Source organism: Acidovorax sp. (genome assembly GCF_022763525.1).
In the GTDB taxonomy this organism is placed as follows: Bacteria; Pseudomonadota; Gammaproteobacteria; order Burkholderiales; family Burkholderiaceae_C; genus Acidovorax.
The window spans coordinates 1-26,016 of the sequence record NZ_JALEGG010000218.1 but is presented as its reverse complement, the minus strand read 5'-3'; the positions used below and the strand labels follow the sequence as shown (position 1 = coordinate 26,016).

At 64.4% G+C, this 26,016-nt stretch carries 20 protein-coding genes and 2 pseudogenes; 5 read left to right on the top strand and 17 right to left on the bottom strand.

What is annotated here, in order from left to right:
• The first annotated feature begins 319 nt into the window (after positions 1–319).
• Genes MRY84_RS17045 through MRY84_RS17035 form a run of 3 tightly spaced genes read left to right on the top strand, consistent with a single transcriptional unit; the run spans position 320 to position 5,155 of the window.
• Positions 320–850: a molybdopterin-dependent oxidoreductase gene (locus MRY84_RS17045; protein ID WP_291506893.1), complete on the top strand. Its 531-nt coding sequence runs from the start codon at positions 320–322 to the stop codon at positions 848–850.
• A 35-nt stretch (positions 851–885) separates the two neighbouring features.
• Positions 886–3,972, top strand: a complete 3,087-nt coding sequence (locus MRY84_RS17040) for a response regulator (RefSeq protein ID WP_291506892.1) — start codon at positions 886–888, stop codon at positions 3,970–3,972.
• Complete coding sequence (locus MRY84_RS17035; protein ID WP_291506891.1) at positions 3,965–5,155, top strand: two-component system response regulator; 1,191 nt, start codon at positions 3,965–3,967, stop codon at positions 5,153–5,155. The genes MRY84_RS17040 and MRY84_RS17035 overlap by 8 nt, the downstream gene beginning before the upstream one ends.
• A 111-nt stretch (positions 5,156–5,266) precedes the next feature.
• Here MRY84_RS17035 and MRY84_RS17030 read toward each other — a convergent pair whose 3' ends face one another.
• The 16 genes and pseudogenes from MRY84_RS17030 to scpA form a co-directional block, all read right to left on the bottom strand.
• Positions 5,267–5,800, bottom strand: coding sequence for a response regulator (locus MRY84_RS17030; protein WP_291506890.1), 534 nt, complete (start codon positions 5,798–5,800; stop codon positions 5,267–5,269).
• A 21-nt stretch (positions 5,801–5,821) separates the two neighbouring features.
• Positions 5,822–7,183 carry an HD domain-containing phosphohydrolase gene (locus MRY84_RS17025; protein WP_291506889.1) on the bottom strand — a complete coding sequence of 454 codons (1,362 nt, stop codon included), beginning with the start codon at positions 7,181–7,183 and terminating at the stop codon, positions 5,822–5,824.
• A 19-nt stretch (positions 7,184–7,202) separates the two neighbouring features.
• A complete protein-coding gene (locus tag MRY84_RS17020) occupies positions 7,203–8,159 on the bottom strand; it encodes an ATP-binding protein (RefSeq protein WP_363317558.1) in 957 nt (318 codons plus the stop codon).
• A 10-nt stretch (positions 8,160–8,169) separates the two neighbouring features.
• A complete protein-coding gene (locus MRY84_RS17015; protein WP_291506888.1) occupies positions 8,170–9,012 on the bottom strand; it encodes an HDOD domain-containing protein in 843 nt (280 codons plus the stop codon).
• Positions 9,009–9,350, bottom strand: a complete 342-nt coding sequence (locus MRY84_RS17010; RefSeq protein WP_291506887.1) for a hypothetical protein — start codon at positions 9,348–9,350, stop codon at positions 9,009–9,011. The genes MRY84_RS17015 and MRY84_RS17010 overlap by 4 nt, the downstream gene beginning before the upstream one ends.
• Positions 9,351–9,365: 15 nt before the next feature.
• Positions 9,366–12,287, bottom strand: coding sequence for an EAL domain-containing protein (locus MRY84_RS17005; protein ID WP_291506886.1), 2,922 nt, complete (start codon positions 12,285–12,287; stop codon positions 9,366–9,368).
• A 281-nt stretch (positions 12,288–12,568) separates the two neighbouring features.
• Positions 12,569–13,621, bottom strand: coding sequence for a biotin synthase BioB (gene bioB, locus MRY84_RS17000; RefSeq protein ID WP_291506885.1), 1,053 nt, complete (start codon positions 13,619–13,621; stop codon positions 12,569–12,571).
• A 459-nt stretch (positions 13,622–14,080) separates the two neighbouring features.
• Positions 14,081–14,551: a VOC family protein gene (locus MRY84_RS16995; protein WP_291506884.1), complete on the bottom strand. Its 471-nt coding sequence runs from the start codon at positions 14,549–14,551 to the stop codon at positions 14,081–14,083.
• An 85-nt stretch (positions 14,552–14,636) separates the two neighbouring features.
• A complete protein-coding gene (locus MRY84_RS16990; protein ID WP_291506883.1) occupies positions 14,637–14,981 on the bottom strand; it encodes a YdcF family protein in 345 nt (114 codons plus the stop codon).
• Positions 14,960–15,478 carry a hypothetical protein gene (locus tag MRY84_RS16985; RefSeq protein ID WP_291506882.1) on the bottom strand — a complete coding sequence of 173 codons (519 nt, stop codon included), beginning with the start codon at positions 15,476–15,478 and terminating at the stop codon, positions 14,960–14,962. Before MRY84_RS16985 ends, MRY84_RS16990 begins: the two co-directional genes overlap by 22 nt.
• The gene (locus tag MRY84_RS16980; RefSeq protein ID WP_291506881.1) at positions 15,475–17,523 is read right to left on the bottom strand and encodes an acetyl/propionyl/methylcrotonyl-CoA carboxylase subunit alpha; all 2,049 of its coding nucleotides are present in this window, start codon (positions 17,521–17,523) and stop codon (positions 15,475–15,477) included. The genes MRY84_RS16985 and MRY84_RS16980 overlap by 4 nt, the downstream gene beginning before the upstream one ends.
• A gap of 43 nt (positions 17,524–17,566) precedes the next feature.
• Positions 17,567–18,187 carry a glutathione S-transferase family protein gene (locus MRY84_RS16975; RefSeq protein WP_291506880.1) on the bottom strand — a complete coding sequence of 207 codons (621 nt, stop codon included), beginning with the start codon at positions 18,185–18,187 and terminating at the stop codon, positions 17,567–17,569.
• 79 nt (positions 18,188–18,266) lie between these two features.
• Complete coding sequence (locus MRY84_RS16970; RefSeq protein ID WP_291506879.1) at positions 18,267–19,799, bottom strand: acyl-CoA carboxylase subunit beta; 1,533 nt, start codon at positions 19,797–19,799, stop codon at positions 18,267–18,269.
• 45 nt (positions 19,800–19,844) lie between these two features.
• Positions 19,845–20,867, bottom strand: a complete 1,023-nt coding sequence (gene meaB / locus MRY84_RS16965; protein ID WP_291506906.1) for a methylmalonyl Co-A mutase-associated GTPase MeaB — start codon at positions 20,865–20,867, stop codon at positions 19,845–19,847.
• Positions 20,868–21,089: 222 nt separating this feature from the next.
• Positions 21,090–21,299: pseudogene (locus MRY84_RS16960) on the bottom strand (GIY-YIG nuclease family protein); the annotation flags it as partial.
• A gap of 136 nt (positions 21,300–21,435) precedes the next feature.
• On the bottom strand, positions 21,436–23,604 hold the full coding sequence (gene scpA, locus MRY84_RS16955; RefSeq protein ID WP_291506878.1) for a methylmalonyl-CoA mutase: 2,169 nt from the start codon (positions 23,602–23,604) through the stop codon (positions 21,436–21,438).
• Between the two features lie 108 nt (positions 23,605–23,712).
• On the opposite strand from scpA, the gene MRY84_RS16950 reads away from it, so the two are divergent.
• Complete coding sequence (locus MRY84_RS16950) at positions 23,713–24,348, top strand: GntR family transcriptional regulator (RefSeq protein ID WP_291506877.1); 636 nt, start codon at positions 23,713–23,715, stop codon at positions 24,346–24,348.
• Positions 24,349–24,420: 72 nt separating this feature from the next.
• Here the strand turns inward: MRY84_RS16950 and MRY84_RS16945 are convergent, their stop codons facing one another.
• Positions 24,421–25,587, bottom strand: a complete 1,167-nt coding sequence (locus MRY84_RS16945) for a GGDEF domain-containing protein (protein ID WP_291506876.1) — start codon at positions 25,585–25,587, stop codon at positions 24,421–24,423.
• Positions 25,588–25,822: 235 nt separating this feature from the next.
• On the opposite strand from MRY84_RS16945, the pseudogene MRY84_RS16940 reads away from it, so the two are divergent.
• Positions 25,823–26,016: pseudogene (locus MRY84_RS16940) on the top strand (long-chain fatty acid--CoA ligase); the annotation flags it as partial.

The following is a 26,016-nucleotide window of genomic DNA, read 5'->3' as shown; positions in this document are numbered from 1 at the left end:
GAGGCGATCGGAACTACCGAACAGAGAACAGCACGCGTGGGTAGATACGATGTATATTATGTTAAATCAATGATCCGAGAGATGGCCTGGGTGTGGGCACGGCATGCCGGGCCCTTGGCTTCCCCCGTTAGGCGTGCTCCTCCCAATCACCGCAAAAAATGGAGCGACAGGCTTGCTGCGCCTCGCCAAGAGGCCCAGCAGAAGCCTGATCACCTCTTGCATCGGCACGCCATCTATGCCGAAACAGCGACCGGCTGTATAAATTGGTTTACGTTTGTGCGTCTATCGATGAGACTGCTGCAAACAAGGGGGGATCGTCATGCATGCACGTCTTCTAAATAAACGCCGGTGCGCTCTCTGGCTAACGGGCGCCGCCCTTGGAGCGTCAGCGCTGTTTGCCACGGGTGCCCAAGCCCTGGACAAGGCGACTGGCCCGGTGGTGCTCACCGTCGAAGGTGCCATCACGCACACCAACCATGGGGCTCAGGCGCAGTTCGACATGAAGATGCTGGAGACGCTGCCCCAGCACAGCTTTTCCACCAAGACCCCGTGGTACCCAGCCGCCGTCACTTTCACCGGCCCCCTTCTGCGCGATGTGCTGGCTGCCGTGGGCGCCAAGGGCAGCAAGATCACGGCCGTGGCCCTGAACGACTACAAGACCGAAATTCCCGTCGAGGATGCCACCCGCCACGATGTGATCGTGGCCCGGCTCATGAACAACCGGCCCATGCCCGTGCGTGAAAAGGGCCCTCTGTTCATCGTCTACCCCTTCGATACCAAGACCGAGTTGCGCAGCGAGGTGTACTACAACCGCGCGGCCTGGCAACTCAACAGCCTGCGCATCAGATAGCCCATCGCATGGCCCGGCCCAGCAGACTCCCACGCATGCTCCGCAGCACACACATCTTGCGGTTGATCATTGCGGGGCTGGTGCTGGCCTATGTGGCCATTGCTGCCGTGCAGTACAGCCAGTACCGCAGCGTGGAGGCAGTGATGCGTCGCGGTGATGTCAACGCACTGTGGTCGTTTCTGCAGCTCAACGTCGAGTATGAAAAGCTGGACCACGCGCTGCACCAGTTCGAGCTGGACCCTGCCAGCATCTCCATGGAGAAGCTGGAGCTGCGGTACGACCTCTTCCTGAGCCGTTTCAGCGCGCTGGAGAGCGGCACTTCGCGCACACTGATGCAGGACGAGCCCATCTATGCCCATGCGCTGGCCGCGCTGCAGCGGTTTGTGGCGGCGGGTGACACCTACTTCGGTGCCAGCGTAGATGCGCCTTCACGCCAGGCCAATATGCGGTTGCTGCGCACCGAACTGGACGGCTTGCGTGAGACGGTGCAGGAGCTTTCTCTCAATGCTTCACGCGTGTCTGCCTTGCTGGGCGATTCGCGCAATGCCGAAGTCAAGCACCAGACCCTGCTGACTACCGGGCTCACGGCATTTCAGGCGCTGCTCACGTTTTTGCTGGCCTTTGCGATGGCACGGCAGTTCATGGAGCGTGAAAAGGCCACCTCGCAGGCGATGGCTGCGCAGAACGAACTGGTGGAGGCCCTCAAGCGCAACGAAGAGGTCCTGGAGGCCCGCGTGGCAGAACGCACGGTGGAACTGCAAAAGGTCAACGCAGCGCTGCGCGAGCACGAAGACGAACTTGAGATTGCCCGCGCCCGCGCCGAAGACGCCTCGCAGATGAAGTCGGACTTCCTGGCGAACATGAGCCATGAGATCCGCACGCCCATGAACGCAGTGATCGGCATGAGTCACCTGGCCCTGGGCACCGACCTCACGCCGCGCCAGCGCGACTATGTAGAAAAGATCCAGCGCTCCGGCCAGCACCTGCTCGGCCTGATCAACGACATCCTGGACTTCAGCAAGATCGAAGCAGGCAAGCTCGAGGTGGAGGTGGTGGACTTTGACCTGCGCGGCGTTCTGGACAACGTAGCCAACCTGGTCAGCGAAAAATGCGCGCACAAGGGTTTGGAGCTGCTGTTCGATGTGGACCCTGCCCTGCCCGACGACCTGCGCGGCGATCCGCTGCGCCTAGGGCAGATTCTGGTGAATTACGCCAACAACGCGGTCAAGTTCACCGACGAGGGTGAAATCATCGTGCGGGTCACGGAAACCTCGCGCGACGATACCGGCGTGCTGCTGCGCTTTGAGGTACAGGACACCGGCATCGGCCTGACTCCTGAGCAACAGTCGCGGCTGTTCCGGTCGTTCGAACAGGCAGACACCTCCACCACACGCAAGTACGGTGGCACCGGCCTGGGGTTGGCCATCTCCAAGAAGCTCGCCGGGCTCATGGGCGGCGAGGTGGGGGTGCAAAGCCAGCCTCACGTGGGCAGCACTTTCTGGTTCACCGCCCGCCTGGGCCTGGGCACCCCGCGCCACGCGCCGCTGCTCCCGACCCCCGATCTGCGCGGGCGCCATGTGTTGGTGGTGGATGATAGTGAGCCGGCGCGGCATATCCTCGGCGAGATGCTCGCCCGCATGAGCTTTGCCGTCACCACGGCCGCCTCCGGCGAGGAGGCAGTGGTCCGGGCGCACGCTGCCGAACAAGCGGGCCGCCCCTGCCAAATCGCCTTTGTGGACTGGAAAATGCCCGGCATGGACGGGTTTGATACGCACCGGGCCCTGGCCCGCCTGCGGCAGCCGCCCCAAACGGTCATCGTGACCGCCGCAGGCCACGACGACGTGCAGAGTGAGCTGCAACGTGCCGGGCTGTCGCTGATGTTATCCAAGCCCGTCAGCCCCTCGCAGCTGTTTGATGCCGCCATGCAAGCCCTGGGCGGCCCGGTGCTGTCGTCTGACGGGCGTGGCGCGCAAGCGGCGCCACGCCGCACTACGCACTTGTCTGCCATCGCTGGAGCGCGGGTGCTGCTGGTGGACGACAACGACCTCAACCAGCAAGTGGGCGCCGAGCTGCTGGGCGGCGCAGGTCTGGTGGTGGATGTGGCGCAGAACGGGCAGGTGGCGCTGGACATGCTGGCCCAGACCCGCTACGACCTCGTGTTGATGGACATGCAGATGCCGGTGATGGATGGCCTCACTGCCACCCGGCACTTGCGTCAGAACCCTGCCTGGGCGCAGTTGCCAGTGCTGGCCATGACGGCCAACGCCATGAGCCGCGACCGCGACCTGTGCCTGGAAGCGGGCATGAACGGCCACCTGCCCAAGCCCATCGACCCTGACCAGCTGTTCGCCGCCCTGCTCCAGTGGATTGCGCCACGCACTCCAGGTGAGATCGAAGCAGGCGAGGCAGACGCCAAGCTGCAGCCGCCTGCGGGTGCCTCCCTGGATGCCGAGGGGGTACCCCGCCCCACTCCTGCGCCTTTTGCGGACGACGCCCTGCGCCGCATCGACGGGCTCGACGTGACCGCCGGCCTGCGGCGCGTGCTGGACAAACGGCCCGCCTATGAGGGCCTGCTGCGCAAGTTTGTAGCGGGACAAGCCGATGCGGTGGAGACCACCCGCGCAGCTTTATCCGCCGGGCGGCTCGACGAGGCCCAGCGCGCCATGCATACGCTCAAAGGCACGGCCGGCACCATTGGCGCTCCTACCGTGGCTGCCCTGGCGCAGCGGGTGGAAGAAGCCATTGCGCAGAAGGCTTCGACCGAACTGGTGGAGCCGCTGCTTCAGCCCCTCGAAGCGGCATGCCGGGCCCTGATCGCGGCGCTGCAACGGGCTCTGCCGGCGGAAGAGCTGGTCAGCGCGGAATCTGCCAGTGCCCCCCGGATGGACGCATTTGAAACCCGCCAACTGGTGGCGCAGCTGGATGCACTGCTGGCCGACGACGACTCTGACGCCATCCAAGTTTTCAAGCAGTCCGCTCCCACCCTGCAGGCTCTGCTCGGACCGGGGTACGGGCAGATGAAACGAGCACTGGAGAGCTACGACTTTGTGGAGGCACTTGCCGTGTTGCGCGAGTCGTCCACCGCACATTCCAACAACAAGGAGGACCCAGTCCATGAATAGCCCATTCGCGCCCAGTGGCAAATGCACGGTGCTGGTCGTAGACGACACACCCGACAATCTGTCGCTGATGAGCGACCTCCTGCGTACCGACTACAAGGTCAAACTGGCGCCCAGTGGCGAGCGTGCCCTGCAGATCGTAGCGGGTGACAGCAAGCCCGACCTGATCCTGCTGGACATCATGATGCCGGACATGGATGGCTACGAGGTGTTGCGTCGCCTGCAGTTCAACCCCGACACTGAAGACATCCCCGTGATCTTCCTCACAGCCATGAGCGCGGCCGAGGATGAAAGCATTGGCCTGGAGCTGGGTGCGGTCGACTACATCACCAAGCCCGTCAACGCCGCCATCGTGATGGCCCGGGTGCGCAACCATTTGCAGCTCAAGCGCGCGCGCGACTTCCTGGCCCAGCACAACCAGTTTCTGGAGCAAGAGGTGGCCAACCGCACCCGGGCCGTCGCCGAGCTGCAGGACGCCACCATTCGCGCCATGGCCTCCCTGGCCGAAACGCGCGACAACGAGACCGGCAATCACATCCGGCGCACGCAGCTTTACGTGGAAACACTGGCCCGTCACCTGCAGCACCACCCCCGCTTCAAGGAAGAGCTGACCGACGCCGCCATCGAAACCATCTTTAAGTCTGCCCCGCTGCACGACATTGGGAAGGTCGGCATCCCCGACCGCATCCTGCTCAAACCCGGCAAGCTCACACCGGAAGAGTTCGAGATCATGAAGACCCACACCACGCTGGGGCGTGACGCCATCATTGCAGCCGAAACCGGCACTACGCAAGACAACCCATTTTTCCGCTATGCCAAAGAGATTGCGTACCGCCACCAGGAGAAATGGGACGGCTCAGGCTACCCCGAGGGCCTGGTGGGCAACACCATTCCGCTCTCCGCGCGGCTGATGGCTGTGGCCGACGTGTACGACGCGCTGATTTCCGAGCGCGTCTACAAGCCGGCCTACTCTCACGAGCAGGCGGTAGCGATCATTCGCGACGGGCGGGGCAGCCACTTCGACCCCGACATGGTCGATGCCTTCCTGACCCTGTCCGAAGAGTTTCGGCGCATCGCCCAGCAGTTTGCCGACGCTGAGCCTGCGCGGCTGGCCGCGGTAGACCGCCTGGCAACCGATTTACCCATGGAGCGCATCGAGCTGACATCGCGCGAAGAGCCGCTCTGAGTTGCGGAGAAACCTCACTTCCCCTGCCACGACACGGCGCAGGGCAAGAGTGCCTGAGCGGCGCAACACGGGGTGTGCGGGTTCACCTTGCGATGGTCGCCGCAGTTCATTTCAATTGTCCGGCCCCAGCACTTCGCCATTGGGTCCCCAACTCACCCGGGTCAGGCCGGGCTCCAGGGCTTCCAGCCGCCGGCGCTCCAGCTCGGTGGCGCTGAGCTGGCCGAACTCGTGGCGGCCCACATCCGCCAACTCGCTCTCGTGGCGCAACTGGTCTGCCCGCTCCAGCGCGGCGCGCACGTGGCCCAGCAGATCCTTTTCGTCCCAGGGCTTGAGGAGGTAGCGGAACACTTCCGCGTCGTTGACCGCGCGCATGAGATTTTCCGAATCCGACGATGCGCTCAGGATCATGCGCACCGCATTGGGCTGGATGGCGCGCACCAGGCCCAGGAACTCCACCCCCGTCATCAGCGGCATGCGGTAGTCGGAAATCACCACGTCGAAGGCTGCCTCCTTCAGGCGACCCAAGGCCACTTCGGGCTCCACCGTGTCATCGACGCGCAGGTCCGGCCCGAACCCTGCGCGCAACACCCGTTTGATGGCGGAGACGACGTTCGGCTCATCGTCCAATAAAAGAATTCTCTGCATGGCCTGCCTCTTGGGATTTGTTTACGGTTTGATCGGCAAGATCATCTCAATGCCATCGCGCCCTTCGCGCAGCTTCAGCCGCTTGATCAGTTCGACGGTGAGCACATGGTCGGCCGTCAGCAGCACGGCGCCTTCACTGGACAGGAGATCCCGCGCCAGCACCATCCCCGGCCGCAGCTGGCCTGTGCGCAGCATGCGCGGCGGTGCCTCGGAAACGGGGGCGGCCTTCAGCAGCATTTGAAGGAAAACGTCCACCACTTCGGGGTGAAACTGCGTCCCCCTCCCCCGCGCAATCATCGACCTGGCGTCCGCAGCGTTCAGGGGGGTGGAGCTGAGGTGGCCGATCTGCAGGTCATCGTAGGTGTCAGCTACAGCGAGGATGCTGGCCCCCAGGGGGATCATGTCGCCCGCCAGACCGTCCGGGTAGCCCTGACCGTCATAGCGTTCGTGGTGGCTTCGGATAATGTTGGCCACGACGTGCATGTCATCCATCGCCATGAGGGCCTGTTCGCCCAGGGTGGCATGGCGACGGTACTGCAACATCTCCTCCTCGGAAAACTTCGGCACGGGGCGGCCCAGCAGGCTATCGGGCAGCGCGATCTGGCCGATGTCATGCATCAGCCCCGCGATGAATGCATCCTGCTGGTCGGCTTCGGGCAGATTCATGGCGCGCGCCGTGCGGCGGGCCAAATCGGCCACACGGCGCGAGTGGCCGGACAGGTGCCCGCCGCGCCATTCCAGAAGGTTCGCGAACACCTTGATGGAATTGAGGTAGTTCTTCTTGAGCTTCTGGCTGAGGGAAAGCAGTTCGCTGGTGCGCTCGGCCACTTTTTCTTCCAGTGTCTCGTTGAGCTCGGTCAGCTGCTGGTTGCGGGCCTTGAGCAGGCCCTCGAGCCGCTCCTTCTCCCGCTCCAGCGCGTGCCGTTCGAACACCTGGCGGGCCGTGGTCAGCACCTCGCCATCGTCCCAGGGCTTGGTGATGTAGCGGTACACCTCGCCGCTATTGATCGCGGCGATGGTGGAGTCCATGTCGGCGTAGCCGGTGAGCAGCACGCGCGTGGTGCGCGGCCAGCGCTGGCGAATCTGCGCGAGCAGCTCGGCGCCGCTCATCCCCGGCATGCGCATGTCAGAAAAGACCAAGTCCACGGGTTCCAGCTCCAGCATAGCGAGCGCTTGTGCACCACTGTTGGCTGTGCTCACCTCGTAGCCGCTGCCGCGGAACAGCCGGCGCAACGCCGCAACGATGTTGGGCTCGTCGTCCACGCAGAGGATCTTCCAGGCCGGTGCAGCCTCCGAGCCCACGCCGGCCGCAGGCTGCACCGAATGGGGAGGCGGCATGGCCGGCGCAGGCGCGGCGGTGAGGTCGTCGGTATCCGCGTTCATCAAAAAACCTTGAACAGGTTCAGGCCTCGGCCGGGTGCTGGATGGGCAGCGTCACGCGAAAGCAGGTGCCCTCCCCCGGCTCGCTGGTCACGTCAATGCTGCCCAGGTGCTTCTTGACGATGCCATACGACAGCGAGAGCCCCAGGCCCGTACCCTTGCCCACCGGCTTGGTGGTGAAGAACGGATCGAAGATCCGGCCCAGGTTTTCCTTGGCGATGCCTTCGCCCGTGTCCTGGACTTCGACCCACACCTGCGTGTCGTTCGCACCGGTGCGGATGGTGATGGTGCCGCGGTCCGCCCGGATGGCATGGGCCGCATTCACGAGCAGGTTCATGAAAACCTGGTTGAGCTCGGAGGGGAGGCATTCAATGTCGGGCAATTGACCGTACTCCTTGACCACGTCCGCCTTGTACTTGATTTCGTTGTTGACGATGTTCAGGGTGGAGTCAATGCCATGGTGCAGGTCGGCCAACACCCACTTCTGCGAGGTGTCCACCCGTGAAAAATCCTTGAGGTTCTGCACGATGTTTCGCACCCGCGTGATGCCATCTTTGGACTCGGCCATCAGGGTGGGGATGTCTTCCTTGAGGTAGTCCAGCTCGATTTTCTCGCGCAGTTCCTTGAGCCGAGCCGCCACCGGGTTTCCCGCCAGGGCAGACTCCGCCTCTTCGTAGGCCGCGAGCATTTCAAACAGGTCGGCCAGGTAGCGCTCCAGCGTGCCGAAATTCGAAAAGATGAAGCCGATGGGGTTGTTGATCTCGTGCGCCACGCCGGCCGCCAGCTGGCCGATGGATGCCATCTTCTCGGACTGCATGAGCTTGTCCTGCGCGTCGGAGAGCTTGGCGTTCAATTGCTTGAGCTCTTCGTTGGCGCGCAGCAGTTCCTGTACGCGGTGTTCCGCTGTGTCTGCACCTGAAGCGGCGGTCTCTGGCGTGTGCCTGTCCGGCACCGTGGAGAAGGAAGCTATCGTGTTCATGCCGTTCACCTCAAGGAAGCAATGCGTGGCAGACAACGTCGTGCTGCTGGGAAACCGCGTCAAAAACCTCCATGCACTGCGCATCGGTCAGTGCCATGCGGCTCCAGGCGTCCAGCGCCAGCAGCGGCACCATGTCGTCTTGCTGGTGGGAGAGGTCCAGCCCGTGGGCGATGTTGTCGGCCACGTGCACTAGATCCGTCAGGCCTTTGGTACTGTCGGCCGCTGGGCGGTGGTGGCAGGAAATGGCGGCAACCACCGCCGGTGCAAAGCGCCAGTGCTCCGCCACCACGCCGCCGACATCGGCATGGTCCACGCCGAACCAGTGTTTTTCAGCCACGTGCATAAGGCAGTCCTGCTCAGCGCGGTAGGCGATGGCCTGCGCGTACTCGTCGGGGTAGGCGCTGATGAGCACCAGTCGGCCTATGTCGTGCAGCAAGCCCAGCGTGAAAGCGGCGTCCACGTCCTGCCGCGTGCGCTGGGCAATCGCATGGGCCGTGAGCGCCGTGCCGATGGAGTGCCGCCAGAAAGCATCGAAGTCAAAACCCTCGCAACGTGAACTGGCAAATCCTCCAGCCAACCCTGCCGCGGTGGCCACGCTGCGCAGGGTGCGCAGGCCCAGGATGGTGGTGGCTTCTGCAATGGAGGTCACCTGGCGCGGCAGCCCGTAAAACGACGAGTTGGCCAGCCGCAGCGTTTTGGCGGCAATGGCCTGGTCCTGCGATATCTTGGCTGCCAGTTGCTCCGCGGAGACCTCGCTGTCGCCCAGCGACTGGATCAGCTCCAGCACCACGGCCGGTAGCGCGGGCAGCTCGCGAACTGAGCGCCGAATGGCTTCGGGGGTGAGCTGCATCATGGCGCTTCCCCAGGCCGTTGGATCGTGCGGTAGCGCAGGATGAGATGGAGCAGAGGGTTGAGTTGCTCCATGCGAAGCGCGGGGCGGAACAGGTGGTGCAGCCTGGCCTGAGTTTCTTCGATCGAGCCCTGCCGCCCACCAGGTGCGGAACCGCCTGATCCTGACGGATCTGCCTGCACAGACACGGCCTGGATGCCGCGCTGTTGCAGGTTGTGCAGCATGCTGCTGGTCACGGGGGCGCCGGCAGGCAGCAGCAGTTGGGCGTGCGCATCCAATACCGGTTGCGCCAGCACAAGCCCCGAGGGCACGGATTGCACGGTGGTGGCGAGAGTTTGCATGGTTTCCTGCATCGATCAGGTCTCCCTGCTGGGCACGATAACCAGCAGCCGCCCTCGTGACTGGGCATCATCCCCCACCGCACGGCACACCACGCGGTAGGCGCTGCCAGCAACGAAGACGTCGTGGTAAGTTTGATCGGCTGCGCGCCACACGGGCCGCAGGGCCTCAGGCAGCACCATGTCCGCCGGGTAGCCGAGCAAAGGGGCATCTTTACCCAGCAGTGCTTCGGCATCCGCGTTGACAAAAGCCACCATGCCTTCGAGGTCTACCCCCACCACCGCCGCCGGAATGTGGTCCAGAACCTCTCTGGCTACGCTGAGGCTACTCTCTTCGCGGTGAATCTGGTCGCGCTGATTCGTGAGCAACTGTTGCAAGCGTTCATTCACGGCGCTCAGCTCTTCGTTGGCCGTCAGGACGGCATTGGCCAGGCGCTTGTTTTCGTCGGCCATTTCCTTCTGGGCGAAGGCTTCGGCAATGTGGCCGCGCAGCCGCTCGTCGTCCCAGGGTTTGGTCAGGAACTTGTAGATGGCGCCTTCGTTGATCGCGTCGGTGATGGATTGCAGCTCGGTGTAGCCCGACAACACCATGCGAACGGTATCGGGGTAAAGCTCCTTGGCGCGGCGCAGGAACTCCACCCCGGTCATGCCCGGCATCCGCTGATCGGACACGATCACGTCCACGGTATGCTCGGCCAGGCGCTGAAGCCCCTGGGCTCCGCTGTTGGCTGTCACGATGTGGTAGCCGTCGCGGCGCAGAAGGCGGCGCAGCGCGGCCACGATGCTGTCCTCGTCGTCCACCAGCAGCAGCGTGCGCTGGTGCTGACGGCGCAGCAGCAAGTGCTCGGGCAGCGCCTTGCGTTCTTGCAGCAGCGTGGTCATGGCCTCGGCCGACACCGGGCCACTGAAATAAAAGCCCTGCATCTGGTCGCACCGGTTTGCGATCAGCAGCGCCAGCTGGCCCTCGGTCTCCACCCCCTCGGCCAGCACCTTCATCTGCAGGCTGTGGGCCATGTTGATGATGGCGCGGGTGATGGACACATCCTGCGAGGCCGCCGTGACGTCGTGCACGAAGGAGCGATCCACCTTGACGACATCGATCGGCAAGGTGCGAAGGTAGCTCAGGCTGGAGTAGCCGGTGCCGAAATCGTCCAGCGAAATCTCGATGCCCAGCGCCTTGAGGTTGCCCAGAATCCGGGCGGTGCGTGTGCTCTCGCCCATCAGCGCCCCTTCGGTGATCTCCAGCCCAAGCAGCCGCGGGTCCAGCCCCGTGTCGATGAGGATTTTCTGGATGCGCTGGACCAGGTCCGGCTGCTGCAGCTGGCGGGCCGAAAGGTTCACCGCCACACGCAAGCCCGGGTAGCCTGCGCGTTGCCATTGCAGGGCCTGCTGGCAGGCTGCGCGCAGCACCCATTCGCCAATGGGCACGATCAGCCCTGTGTCTTCGGCCACCCGCAGGTAGCTGGAGCGGGAAACGGCCTGGGTCTCCGGAGTGTTCCAGTGCAGGAAGGCCTCCACCCCCACCACGGTGCCGCTGACCAGTTCCAGCTTGGGCTGGAATTGCAGCTCGAACTCCTGGCGGTCCAGCGCGCGGCGCAGGCCGGATTCCATCGCCAGCCGGAAGATGGCCTTGGAGTGCATGCCCTCGCTGTACACGCAGATCTGGTTCTTGCCCAGCTCATGGGCGCGGTACATCGCTGCCTGCGATTGCTGCAGCAGCTTCTCGGGATCGTCGCCGTGGGCGGGGTACAGGGAAATGCCCACGTCGCACGCCACCTTGATGTCATTACCGCCCAGGGGGATGGGAATCGACAGCGCCTCCAACAGCAGCGCAGCCGTGTTGCGGGCAAGTGCTTCATCCACCGCATCGTCTCGCGCCAGCACCAGGGAAAATTCGCCGCCCCCAAAGTGCGCCAGCAGGTCGTCCTGCGCGGTCTGGGGTTGCAGGCGCTTGCCCACCTCGGCCAGCAGTTGGTCGCCCGCCGCGTAGCCCAGCGATTCGCTCACCAGCTTGAGCTGGTCGATCTCGATGCTCAGCACGGCGAGCTGGCGGCCTTGGCGCGCCGCTTCGCGGATCTTGATGTCCAGGTACTCCGTCAGCGCGTTGCGGTTGGGCAGGCCGGTGGTTTCGTCCGTGTTGGCCAGCTGGTCCAGCCGCTGTTCGGCGGCGCGCTGCAGGGTGATGTCCTGCAGCAGGGTGACCGTGCGCACCACCCTGCCCTCCCCGTCCGCATCGGCCAGCACGCGGTGCAGCACGGTCCGCAGGCTGCCATCGGCATGCACGATGCGGTGCTGGAACTCGCAAATGTCGTCGGGAGAAACGCCTTCGCTGATCGCCTGGACATAGGGCCGCTCCACCACGGGGACGCGGGCCAGCAGCCAGTCCCGTTCGACAGGCGCATCGGTGGGCGGCACCCCGAAGATGGCGTGCATGCCCGGCGAGAGGGTCACGGCGCCGGTGACCAGGTCGCACTCTGCCGAACCGATGCGGGCCAGCTCTTCGGCATTGCGAAACAGCTGCGCACGCTGCTGCGCGTAGCGTGTCGCCGTCTTGATGGCGCTGACGTCGTGCAGTGTGACAAGGTCCGCTGCCTGCGACGACAGGAAGATGCGCGCGCCCCATACCTGCGCGCTGAACCGCGTGCCATCCTTGCGGACACATTCGATTTCATAGGCGTTGCCTGGCACGCCCGCGACCCTAGCCCGTGCCTGGGAGCGCACCAGGTCGCGGTACTCGGGAGCGCACAGCAACATGGGATCCATCCCGTCCAGCATTTCCTGCTGGGTGTAGCCGAACATCTCCCAGAGCTTCGGGTTCACGAACAGGAAGCGGCCTTCCTGAATGACAAACACGGCTGCCTGTACCTGCTCGATCAGCAACCGGTAGTCGCCGTCGGTGAGTTCCACGCCTTTGCTTTCAGCGAATGTGCCGGTGTTCATGGCGGGGCCTTCTCGTTACAAGGCGGCCCGCAACGGCCGGAACGGGGCCGGGCGGAGACACGCCTGCGCCTGCCAGAAAGCTGTGGGCCTGGTTGCTGCCGGGGGGCGCCTGGGGCTGGTCATCAATGCAGTTCCTCCATGGGCCTTTGGGGTCGGTGCTTCCTGACCACTTTACCCATCCGGTTAGGGCCTGTCATCACCTCCAAAACAACGAACCATGCGGGTTATCCAGTGGTAGCGCAGCTGTGTCGGGCAGCCCGGCCACAGCGGCCGCCGAAGGTTCAGCAGGCCTGCGCAGCGGTATTCACGGTCTGATGCCCTTTCAGGCCCAGCGTGGCCAGCAGCTGCACGTCGGCCTGCACATCCGGGTTGCCCGTCACCAGGAGCTTGTCGCCGTAGAAGATGGAGTTGGCGCCCGCCAGAAAACACAGCGCCTGCACCGCGTCGCCCAGCTGCTGGCGGCCGGCCGACAGGCGCACCCGCGCCTTTGGCATGGTGATGCGCGCCACCGCAATCACGCGCACGAAGTCAAAGGGGTCGATGGGCTCGCTGTCGGCCAGCGGCGTGCCCGGAACGCGCACCAGGCTGTTGATGGGCACGGACTCGGGGTATGGCTGCAGGTTGGCCAGCTGGGCGATCAGCCCGGCGCGGTGCACCGGCGCCTCGCCCATGCCCACGATGCCGCCGCAGCACACGCTGATGCCCGCGCTGCGCACGTGTTGCAGCGTGTCCAGCCGGTCTTGGTAGGCGCGGGTGCTGACCACGTCCGTGTAGTACTCGGGCGCCGTGTCGAGGTTGTGGTTGTAGTAGTCCAGCCCGGCGTCCTTGAGGGCCTGCGCTTGGTGCGACTCCAGCATGCCGAGGGTGGCGCACGTCTGAAGGCCCAGCCCCTTCACGGCGCCGATCAGGGCGCTGACTTTTTCGATGTCCCGGTCCTTGGGCGCGCGCCAGGCTGCGCCCATGCAAAAGCGGGTGGCGCCCGCGTCCTTGGCGGCCTGGGCGGCGCGCACCACCTCCTCCACTTCCATCAGCTTGTCGGCCTTAACGCCCGTGTCGAACTCGGCCGCCTGCGGGCAGTAGCCGCAGTTTTCGGGGCAGCCGCCTGTCTTGACCGACAGCAGCGTGGCCAGCTCGATGTCGCCCTCAGGCCAGTGTTGGCGATGTATTGTCTGGGCTTCGAACAGCAAGTCCATCAAGGGCTTGTCGAGCAGTGCCTGGATCGCCTCGACCGACCAGGGACCTTGCGCCAAGGGGACCGGCGGGCGGCGATGCAGTTGCACGGGTTGCGCAGGCTGGGCCGCCGGGGTGGCGGTGGGGGTCAGGGTGGTGGGCATGTTCGGGCTCCTTCAGTCAATCAAGGCGTTGGCCTCTGGTGGCGGGGATTCGCCAGCAGACCGGGGTACTCGTCGGTCGCGGCGCGTTCAAATCGCTTCTTCGTCCGTTCAACGCGCCCGGCACCGCGGGAGATGGGCCAGGGACATGCTGATTGGGGGCGAATTCTGGCGGAGAAAACGGCACTTGCGAACGCTATGGGGTCACAAAAAGTGCCAACAAAACGCTGCACGCAAAAGCCGGCAACGGCGCAATTCTTTGGATGCAGAAGAGCTCGTTTTGGGCGCAATTGGAGGTTTTTGGCGACCCGGTACGCACCGACTTTTCGACCGGTCGGCAACCTGGTTCCATTTGCCGCCATCTGCTGGCGAATGGGCGCGGCACCCCTGTGAAGATCGGCGATGTTGTTGCTGCAACGAGCGCCGTTACCCGCCGGGCGCCCTTTAGCCGGCTCAGAATGCTCAGCCCAGCGCCGCAATCACATCGGCAGGCGCCTGCACCAGCTCGATCAACACCCCTTCGCCTGCAATCGGAAACTCGTCGTTGCTCTTGGGGTGCAAGAAGGTGATGTCGTATCCCGCCGCGCCCTTGCGGATGCCGCCGGGTGCAAACCGTACGCCCTGCGCCGTGAGCCACTCCACCGCCTTGGGAAGGTCGTCGATCCAAAGGCCGATGTGGTTGAGCGGCGTGGTGTGCACTGCGGGCTTTTTGTCAATATCGAGGGGTTGCATGATGTCCACCTCCACCTTGTGGGCGCCCTGCCCCATGGCCAGGATGTCTTCATCCACGTTCTCGCGCTCGCTCTGGAAGGTGCCGGTTTGCGTAAGGCCCAGCATGTCCACCCACAAGGTTTTCATGCGCTGCTTGTCGGTGCCGCCGATGGCGACCTGCTGGATGCCGAGGACTTTGAAGGGGCGGGGGCTAGCGGTCATTAGATGCTCCTGATTTGGTAGCTGCTTGCACTTTGTTTGCAGGCGTCACAGCAGATTTGGCTTTAAAAAAATTTCACGTATCCGCTCACAGCTCTCGCAGCAGCCAACTGCTGGCCGTGGCGAAATACTCACGCAGCCAGGCGTTGTAGCGGATGTAAAGCGGCGTGGATGCCGGCACCGGTATGGTGTGGGTGTAGCCCACCTTGCGGGCAATGCGCTGCGCGCGCAGGGTATGAAAGTCGCTGGTGACCACGGCCACGGTGGCGTCGGCCCCTAGCCCTTGGGCCTGCAGCAAGGGCAGGCTGTAGCGCAGGTTCAGTTCGGTGCTGGTGCTGCTTTCTTCCTGCAGGATGCGCCGCGCATCCAGCCCTTGTGCCCGCAGATAGTTGCCCATGACCTGGCCCTCGCTCAACGTCTCGTCAAAGTCCACCCCGCCGGACACCACCACCCATGCTGCGGGATGTGCCGGGCCACTTCGTAGGCCTTGTCCAGCCGGGCACGCAAGGCGGGCGACGGCTGCCCCTGCGGCGTGCCGCTGCCCAGTACCAGAATGACCTGGGGCGCCAGGCTGGCTGTCGCCTTGTCGGCATGGACTATGCGTTGGACCAGCACCGCCCAGAATGCCGCAACGCTGATGGCCCAGAGCAGCAGCAAGGCACAGCAAATACGCCACAGCCTGCGCCGCAGCGCCGTGCGGTCCAGCCACGCGTGCACGCCGTGCCAGCGCCACGCAAGCCAGCTCCCCGCTGCACCCAGCATGGCAGGCACCGTCACGCCCGTGGAGAAATAGCCCAGGGCCATCAAGACCAGGCCATCGGCCAGCAGCACCGAGCCCACCGCTGCGCAAACCCAGCGCAGCGCGGGCCATTGCCCGCCGCGCACAGGCGATATGTTTGTCCGTTGCGCGCCGGTCAAGCCAGCGGTCACTGGAATTCCAGAATCACCTGGTCCACCGCCAGCGATTCGCCCTTGCCCGCCACGATCTTGCCCACCACGCCATCTTGCGCGGCAAAGAGGATGTTCTCCATCTTCATGGCTTCGATCACGGCCAGCTTTTCACCGGCCTGTACCTTCTGGCCCGGCTGCACGGCCACGTCCACCAGCAGGCCGGGCATGGGCGAGAGCAGGAACTTCGACAGGTCGGGCGGCGCCTTGTAGGGCATCAACTGGTGCAGCCGCGCACCCAAGGGCGAGAGCACCAGGGCTTCGATCTGCGTGCCGTTGTGGGCGATGCGCAGGGCCAGCGGGTTCTTGCCCGCGCCGCGCTCCACCTGGGCGGTGAAGCCCTGGCCGTTGCAGGCACCCTGCACGCGGATCTGTCCCAGCGTGGCGTTGCTACTGATTTGATAGCTCTTACCGCCGACCAATACTGCGCTGGAGCCCGATTTGTCTTCAAAGTCAGACACCGTCACTTCGTGGTGCTGGTTCTGGCCTTCGGCGCCCAGCGTGACAACTACAAACTGCTCGCCCACTTTCACCTCGTGCCCGGCCAGTTGCCCGCTGATGCCCGAGGCGCGGGCGCGGTAGCGGCGGTTCATGAAGGCGGCCAGGGCCACCAGGAACAGTGGATCGTCGTGCGGCACGTCTTCCGCATGGAAGCCCTTGCCGTAGTGCTCTGCAATGAAGCCGGTGTTGAACTGGCCCGACACGAACTTGGGATGCGCCAGCAGCGCCGCCTGGAACGGGATGTTGCTGCTGATCCCGCGGATCACAAAGCCGTTGAGCGCCGCGCGCATCTTGGCAATCGCATCGTTGCGGTCGGTGCCGTGCACGATGAGCTTGGCGATCATCGAGTCGTAGTACATGGGGATCTCACCGCCCTCGTACACGCCCGTGTCCACCCGCACGCCCAGCTTCTTGCTGGTGTCGGACTGGAACATCGATTCCTCGGGCGGCTGAAAGCGCACCAGGCGGCCGGTGGACGGCAGGAAGTTGCGGAACGGATCTTCCGCGTTGATGCGGCACTCAATCGCCCAGCCGTCGCGCTTCACATCGGCTTGCGTCAAAGGCAGCTTCTCGCCCGCGGCCACGCGGATCATCAGCTCCACCAGGTCCAGGCCGGTAATGCACTCCGTCACCGGGTGCTCCACCTGCAGGCGGGTGTTCATCTCCAAAAAGTAGAAGTCCTGGTCCTTGCCGACCACGAACTCCACCGTGCCGGCCGATTGGTACTTCACCGCTTTGGCCAGCGCCACGGCCTGCTCGCCCATGGCCTTGCGCGTCGCGTCGCTGATGAAGGGCGACGGCGCCTCTTCGATCACCTTCTGGTGGCGGCGCTGGATGGAGCACTCGCGCTCGTTCAGGTAGATCACGTTGCCATGGCTGTCGCCCAGGATCTGGATCTCGATGTGGCGCGGCTCCTGCACAAACTTCTCGATGAAGATGCGGTCGTCGCCAAAGCTGTTGCGGGCCTCGTTCTGGCAGCTGGCAAAGCCCTCGAACGCTTCCTTATCGTTGTAGGCCACACGCAGGCCCTTGCCACCACCGCCCGCGCTGGCCTTGATCATCACGGGGTAGCCGATGCCCTTGGCAATCTCCACCGCTTGCTCGGGGCCTGCAATCGCGTCGTTGTAACCCGGAATGGTGTTGACCTTGGCCTCGTTGGCCAGCTTCTTGGACGCGATCTTGTCGCCCATGGCCGCAATCGAATGCGCCTTGGGTCCGATGAAGGCAATGCCCTCGTCTTCGCAGCGCTGGGCAAATGCGTCGTTTTCAGACAGGAAGCCGTAGCCGGGGTGGATGGCCTGTGCGCCGGTCTGCTTGGCGGCGGCAATGATCTTGTCCGCCAGCAGGTAGGACTCGCGGCTGGGCGCCGCGCCGATGTGCACAGCCTCGTCGGCCAGCTTGACGTGGCGGGCTTCCTTGTCGGCGTCGGAGTAGACGGCGACGGTGGCGATGCCCATCTTGCGGGCGGTGGCGATGACGCGACAGGCGATTTCGCCGCGGTTGGCGATCAGGATTTTGGTGAACATTTCAAAGGTTCCGTTGTCTTTTCGGTGCTATATGGTCAATCGCTTATTGCAGGCCCAATTGCTTGCGCATGGCCTGGTTGCGGGCGTCCGCGCGTTGGTAGGCAGGACGCGCGTTGAGCCGCTCGACATACGCCGTGAAGATGGGTGTGGGCTCGATCTGCTTGAAGTCCATCATGAACCGCAAGGTGCCGCCGAACACCACGTCGGCCATGGAAAACGTGCCGCCCAGCACGAAATCCTTGCCGGCAATGGCGCTCTCCGCCGAGGCGATCATGGTGTCGTAGCGGCCCCATCCGGCCGAGACCTCCTTGACCTCCCAGCCCGACGCCTTGGCCATCACCGCCGGCTCGATCACGCTCGGCGCAAACAGCGACCAGCGCAGGTAGGTGCCGCGTTGGGGGTCGTCCAGCGCCGGCGCCAGACGGCCTGGCGCATAGCGGTCCGCCAGGTACAGCGCGATGGCGGCCGCTTCCGAAACCACCAGGTCGCCGTCCACCAGCGTGGGCAGCTTGCCCATCGGGTTCTTGGTGACCAGGTCCGGCCCTTTCTGGGCGCCGTTCATGATGTCGGTCACGATGAGGTCGTAGGCGACACCTACTTCCTCCAGCGCCCAAAGGGTGCCGGCCGCGCGGGAGTATGGGTGGTAATAGAGTTGGACGGACATGTCGGTGCTCCTGGCTATTCGGGTGTCATCGGTGCTCGTGCAGGGCTCAGGCGGTCCACAGGCGGCGCCCTCTGCTACTTCAAAGCGGAATGTTCCCGTGCTTGCGCCACGGGTTCTCGATCTTCTTGTTCTGCAGCATCACCAGCGAGCGGCAGATCCGTTTTCGCGTCTCGTGCGGCAGGATCACGTCGTCGATAAAGCCACGCGCGCCGGCCACGAACGGGTTGGCAAAGCGCTGCTTGTATTCCGCCTCGCGGGCGGCGAGCTTGGCAGGGTCGCCTTTGTCTTCACGGAAGATGATTTCCACCGCGCCCTTGGCGCCCATCACCGCGATCTCGGCATTGGGCCAGGCCAGGTTCACGTCGCCGCGCAGGTGCTTGCTCGCCATCACGTCGTACGCACCGCCGTAGGCCTTGCGGGTGATGACGGTGATCTTGGGCACGGTGCACTCGGCATACGCGTACAGCAGCTTCGCCCCGTGCTTGATGATGCCGCCGTACTCCTGGCTGGTGCCGGGCATGAAGCCGGGCACATCGACAAACGTGACCACGGGGATGTTGAACGCATCGCAAAAGCGCACAAAGCGCGCGGCCTTGATGCTCGACTTGATGTCCAGGCACCCTGCCAGCACCAGCGGCTGGTTGGCCACGATGCCCACCACCTGGCCTTCCATGCGGGCAAAGCCGATCAGGATGTTCTTGGCGTACTCGGGCTGCAGCTCAAAAAAGTCCCCGTCGTCCACGGTCTTGAGGATCAACTCCTTCATGTCGTAGGGCTTGTTGGGGTTGTCGGGCACCAGCGTGTCCAGGCTCAGGTCCATGCGGTCGGCCGGGTCGTTGCTCTTGCGCACGGGGGCCTTCTCACGGTTGTTGAGCGGTAGGTAGTTGTACAGGCGCCGCAGCATCATGATGGCTTCGACATCGTTCTCGAATGCCATGTCGGCCACGCCGCTCTTGGTGGTGTGGGTGATGGCACCGCCCAGTTCTTCGGCCGTGACTTCTTCGTGCGTCACGGTCTTCACCACTTCGGGGCCGGTCACGAACATGTAGCTGCTGTCCTTGACCATGAAGATGAAGTCCGTCATGGCCGGGCTGTACACCGCGCCGCCCGCGCAGGGGCCCATGATCATGCTGATCTGCGGCACCACGCCCGAGGCCAGCACGTTCTTCTGGAACACGTCGGCATAGCCGCCCAGGGACGCCACACCTTCCTGGATGCGGGCGCCGCCCGAGTCGTTGAGGCCGATCACGGGCGCACCCACCTTCATGGCCTGGTCCATGATCTTGCAGATCTTCTCGGCGTGCGTTTCGCTCAAAGCGCCGCCGAACACGGTGAAGTCCTGGCTGAAGACGAACACCAGGCGGCCGTTGATCATGCCGTAGCCGGTGACCACGCCGTCGCCGGGCACCTTGTTGTCCTGCATGCCGAAGTCCGTGCAGCGGTGCTCCACGAACATGTCCCATTCCTCAAAAGTGCCGTCGTCCAGCAGCAGCTCGATGCGCTCGCGGGCCGTGAGCTTGCCCTTCTTGTGCTGGGCGTCGATGCGCTTCTGGCCCCCGCCCAAACGGGCGAGTTCGCGCTTTTTCTCCAGTTGGTCCAGGATGTCTTGCATAGTCGTCCTTCGGTGAAATGCTGTCTTGTGGGAATGGTTTGCTATCTATTCAGTAGCTGCTTGCGCTTGTCCTGATTGCGCCAGCAGCAGATTTCGTGCTGCAGTGGATGCGGCAATGCGCCCCGCCACCACGTCCTGCTGCAACTGCGGCAGCAGCGCGCGCACCTGCGGGTGCTGGCGGAAAGCGAGCTTGAGGCCCGCCTCGATGCGCTCCCACATCCAGGCCAGCGCCTGCTTCTCGCGGCGCTGGGCCAGGCGGCCGTTGGCGGTTTGCAAGCGGCGGAATTCGCTGACGGCCGCCCAGAAGCTGTCCACGCCCTGCCCCAGCAGCGCGCTGATCTGCACGACCTTGGGGTGCCACTGGGTAGCGTTGTGGTGGGCATGCTCGGGGTTTCCATGCTGGCTCAAGAGCCGCAGGCTGGAGGTGATCTGCGCCTCGGCCCGTGTGGCGGCGTTCTTGTCGATGTCGGCCTTGTTGATGACGACCAGGTCGGCAATCTCCATCACGCCCTTCTTGATGGCCTGAAGGTCGTCGCCCGCATTGGGCAGCTGCATGAGCACGAACATGTCCGTCATGCCCGCCACGGCAGTTTCGGACTGGCCCACGCCCACGGTCTCGATGATGACCACGTCGTAGCCTGCGGCCTCGCACACCAGCAATGCCTCGCGCGTCTTTTCGGCCACGCCGCCCAGCGTGCCGCTGCTGGGGCTGGGGCGGATGTAGGCGCGTTCGTTGACGGAGAGGTGCTCCATGCGCGTCTTGTCGCCCAGGATGGAGCCGCCCGACACGGTGCTGGAGGGGTCCACCGCCAGCACGGCTACGCGGTGGCCCTGGGCGATCAGGTACAGGCCCAGCGCCTCGATGAAGGTGGATTTGCCCACGCCGGGCACGCCGCTGATGCCCAGGCGGAAGGATTTGCCGGTGTGGGGCAGGAGCGCCGTGAGCAGCTCGTCGGCCTGGGCGCGGTGGTCGGCGCGGGTGGATTCCAGCAGCGTGATGGCTTTGGCCATGGCGCGGCGTTGGATGGGGCCGGGCTGGGCGGTGATGCCTTCAAACAGACCTTGCAGGGACTTGATCCGGCCTTCGACGGGCTCAGGCTGAACGGGCGGGGGTGCGCTGACTTCATTTCCAGAAGAACTGAGCACGTTACATGCCTTCGTTTCGTGTTCCCCCAACCGTTCGGGCTGAGCCTGTCGAAGCCGGGGCGTAATGGTGGCTTTGCCGTGCGACTGGGCTAGTTTTTGCACTCGCCCCCAGTCACCCGCAATCAACGCTTCCTTCTTGGCCCTTGACCAGCCTTTGACCTGAAGCTCAAAAGCCAGCGCGCCTTCTCGGGTCTCAAACTCGCCCTGCCAAAGAAGCTCGACTGGCTTGCGCAGCGAGGTGTAGCCTACGTCGCCGTTGAAATGCTGCTGCATGCGCAGTTCCATGTCATCGGTGTGGCCGACGTAGTAAGAACCGTCGGCGCAGCGCAGGATGTAAACGTAAAACGGGCGCATGCTCAGTCGTTGATTTGGGCGGACGCCTTGACCATCCTCAGCCGTTCAGCCTGAGCTTGTCGAAGGCTTGCACAGATGCGCGCCCTGGCTTCGACAGGCTCAGCCCGAACGGTCGGGGTTGTGGCAAAGAGTGATGTCACGCTGCCACGGCCTTGCGAATTTGTTCCAGCACATCCTTGGCGCTGGCCGGGATGGGGGTGCCGGGGCCGTAGACGCCCTTCACGCCCGCTTCGTACAGGAAGTCATAGTCCTGCGCAGGAATCACGCCGCCCACGAACACGATGATGTCGTCAGCGCCCTGCTTCTTCAGCTCGGCAATGATGGCGGGCACCAGCGTTTTGTGGCCGGCGGCCAGCGTGCTCACGCCTACGGCGTGCACGTCGTTTTCAATGGCTTGGCGCGCGCACTCCTCGGGGGTCTGGAAGAGCGGGCCCATGTCCACGTCAAAGCCCAGGTCGGCGAAGGCGGTGGCCACCACCTTGGCGCCGCGGTCGTGGCCGTCCTGGCCCAGCTTGGCAATCATCACGCGGGGGCGGCGGCCCTGGTCTTCGGCAAAGGCATTGATTTCGGTCTTGAGTTTTTCCCAGCCTTCGGCCGAGTCATAGGCAGCAGCGTACACACCGGTCACCTTTTGCGTATCGGCGCGGTGGCGCCCAAAAACCTTTTCCAGCGCATCGCTCACTTCGCCCACCGTGGCGCGCAGGCGGATGGCCTGGATGGACAGATCCAGCAGGTTGCCTTGGCCCGACTCTGCTGCAGAAGTGAGAGCATCCAGCGCTTGCTGCACCTTGGCTGCGTCGCGTTTTGCCTTGATTTCCTGCAGGCGGGCAATCTGGCCGTCGCGCACCTTCATGTTGTCGATCTCGAGGATATCGACCTTGTCTTCCTTGGCCAGCTTGTACTTGTTGACGCCAACAATCACGTCCTTGCCGCTGTCGATGCGCGCCTGCTTCTCGGCGGCAGCGGCCTCGATCTTGAGCTTGGCCCAGCCGCTGTCCACGGCCTGGGTCATGCCGCCCATGGCCTCGACCTCTTCGATGATCTTCCAGGCGGCGTCGGCCATGTCCTGGGTCAGTTTCTCCATCATGTAGCTGCCGGCCCAGGGGTCGATCACGTTGGTGATGTGGGTTTCTTCCTGAATGATGAGCTGTGTGTTGCGCGCGATGCGGGCGCTGAATTCGGTAGGCAGCGCAATGGCTTCGTCAAAGCTGTTGGTGTGCAAGCTCTGCGTGCCGCCAAACACGGCGGCCATGGCCTCGATGGTGGTGCGCACCACGTTGTTGTAGGGGTCCTGCTCGGTGAGGCTCCAGCCCGAGGTCTGGCAATGCGTGCGCAGCATCAGGCTCTTGGGGTTTTTCGCGTTGAAGCCCTTCATGATGCGGCACCACAGGAGGCGCGCGGCACGCATCTTGGCCACTTCCAGGTAGAAGTTCATGCCGACGGCCCAGAAGAACGAAAGGCGCCCGGCGAATTCGTCCACATCCATGCCCTTGGCGATGGCGGTCTTCACGTATTCCTTGCCGTCGGCCAGCGTGAAGGCCAGCTCCAGCGCCTGGTTGGCGCCCGCCTCCTGCATGTGGTACCCCGAGATCGAGATCGAGTTGAACTTCGGCATGTTCTTGGCCGTGTACTCGATGATGTCGCCAATGATTTTCATCGACGGCTTGGGCGGGTAGATGTAGGTGTTGCGGACCATGAACTCCTTGAGGATGTCGTTCTGGATGGTGCCGCTGAGCTTGTCCTGTGAGACGCCCTGCTCTTCCGCCGCCACCACGTAGCCGGCCAGCACGGGCAGCACAGCGCCGTTCATGGTCATGGAGACGGACACTTTGTCCAGCGGGATCTCGTTGAAGAGGATCTTCATGTCCTCCACGCTGTCAATTGCCACGCCGGCCTTCCCCACATCGCCCGTCACGCGGGGGTGGTCCGAGTCGTAGCCGCGGTGGGTGGCCAGGTCGAACGCCACCGACACGCCCTGCCCGCCAGCAGCCAGCGCCTTGCGGTAGAAGGCGTTGGACTCCTCGGCCGTGGAGAACCCGGCGTACTGGCGGATCGTCCAGGGGCGCACCGCGTACATGGTGGCCTGAGGGCCGCGCAGAAAGGGCTCGAAGCCCGGCAGCGTGTTTGCGTAAGGCAGGTCCTGGGTGTCCGCGGCGGTGTACAGCGGCTTGACGGTGATGCCGTCGGGCGTGACCCAGTTGAGCGCGTTCACATCGCCGCCCGGCGCGGACTTGGCGGCGGCCTTGGCCCAGGCTTCCAGCGAGGCGGGGGCAAATTCTGGCGTGTTGCGGGGGGTGTCACTCATGGCGGGGCGGGCTCCAAAGAAGGCTGGGGGTGTTTGCCGGTGTGGCGGCGAGTTTACATCATTCATAATTATTGATTCAAAATATTCCGCACGCCTTACAATCCGCCCATGTCCGCTGTCACCCTCACGCCCCGCGCCCTGTACGAAGAAGTTGCTGAGCAATTGCGCCAGCGCATCTTCCGCCGCGAGCTGGAGCCCGGCAGCTGGATTGACGAGCTCAAGATTGCCGAGGAATTCGGCATCAGCCGCACGCCGCTGCGCGAGGCGCTCAAAGTGCTGGCCGCCGAAGGCCTGGTCACGATGAAGGTTCGCCGTGGCGCCTATGTGACGGAAATGAGCGAAAAAGACCTGCGCGACGTGTACCACCTGCTCAGCCTGCTGGAGAGCGATGCGGCGGGCGTGGTGGCCGAGCGCGCTACGCCCGAGCAACTGCAGGCCCTGGAGGCGCTGCACAAAGAGCTGGAAGACGCCACCAGCAACCGCGACCGTTTCTTTGCCATCAACGAGCGTTTTCACATGCTGCTGCTGGAGCTGGCTGACAACCGCTGGCGCAGCCAGATGGTGGCCGACCTGCGTAAGGTGATGAAGCTCAACCGGCACAACTCTTTGCTCAAGCAGGGGCGCATCGAGGATTCGCTGCGCGAGCACCGCACCATCCTGGCCGCCATGCTGGCCCGCGACGCCCAAGCCACGGTGCAGGCCATGCAGGCGCACTTTGCGCAGGGGCTGGAAGCGGCAGCCTGAAACCACCGTGTGAACGGCGCCCCGGCGCGGTGTTGCACCGGCGCCTGAGGGCCGCCCTTCCTTTCCTGGCGTTCAGCGCTCCTGCGCCGTCTCCACCCGGTTGCGCCCGCCCGCCTTCGCGGCATAGAGCGCGTGGTCGGCGCGCCGCAGCAGGTCGTGAAAGCTGCGGTCGCCCTCGCCCGCCGAGGCCACGCCCATGGAAATGGTCATGGGAATCAGCGCGTGATCGGTGCGCAGCGGCTCGCTCGCCACTTGTGCGCACAAGCGTTCGCCGGCACAGCGGGCTTCGGTGGTGTCCAGCCCTCCCCAGAGCAGCACAAACTCCTCGCCGCCGTGGCGCGCAGCCAAGTCGCCATCGCGGCAGGCTGCGCGCAGGCGCTCGGCCACGTGGCGCAGCGCCACATCGCCCACCTCGTGGCCGTGCGAGTCATTGATGGACTTGAAATGGTCGATGTCAATCAAGGCCAGCGCCAAGCGCCGCGCTCCGGGCGCACTGCCGCCAAAGCGCCGCTCGCCCACCGTGAGCAGAGTGCGCCGGTTGGGCAGGCCGGTGAGGTAGTCGGTGGACGCTGCGAGCTCCCACTGGCGGCCAATGCGCTCGGAACACATCAGCAGAAAGGCCGTCGTGCCCACCACGGGCAGGAGGGCCGCCACCATGGGGCTGGCCAAGTTGATCCAGCCACCGTCACCCACCATGTCCAGCGAAGGGCTGACGCCCTGCGAGACATAGTACGCAGCCCGCCCTGCCGTGAACACTGCGATCACCGCAAACAGGCTGGCCATGACGCGGCGGCTGCGCGCACCCTCAGGCAACTTCTGCGACACCAGCAGGGCAAAGCTCGCCAGCAACAGCACCGTGAAACAGGATGAAAGAATGAGGACGCGCAGCGAGGTGTGGGGATGAAGCACGGCAAACCAGACCACGCCAGCGATCCCCACGGCGGCGGGAGCCCAGATCCACCGCGCTTCTGGCAACCCATAGAACTGCCGCAGCGCGCGCCAGTAGCCCGTGCACCCCAGCAGCAACAGGCCATTGGCCACGGGGGCGCTGACCTCCAGAGGCATGAAACTGCGGGCCGCATGAATCAGGGCCCCGCCCGCCAGCAGCAGCGTGGCAATGCGCCAGCTGGCGGTGCAGGGGAGTAAAGGAGCCGGGAAATCACGCCCGACCATGCCCAGTACCCACCCGTTGGCCAACATCATCAGCGAGGCGACAACAAAAGCGGTAGCGGGATCCATGGGAGAAGCAGCGCAAGCGCACGCAGCGCAAAAGTTCCGTAAATGGGGCATTGTGGCCGAAGGCACGCTGCGTGCCGCAGGGAGGCAAAGCCGCCCCATCATTCCGCAAATCGGAATGCACCATTTGCAACACAACCGCCGCATGCGCGAGCGGAATTCGCTGGGTCGGTCAGTATCATCCTGCGGGTTTTCACCAAGGCTGCGCCACCACCCGGCGCACCTCACAGCAGGTTTCATGTCACCTACACCCACTGATATCGACGGCGTCCGCACGCTGCCGCAGCTCTTGGCCTTTCGCGCCGCCGCCACCCCCAACGCCGAGGCCTACCGCGCCTTTGACTCCGACGCCCAGGCCTGGACAAGCCTGACCTGGGCCGCCACCGCCCAGCGCGTGGCCGAGTGGGCGCGCGCCCTGGCGGCGCTGCAGCT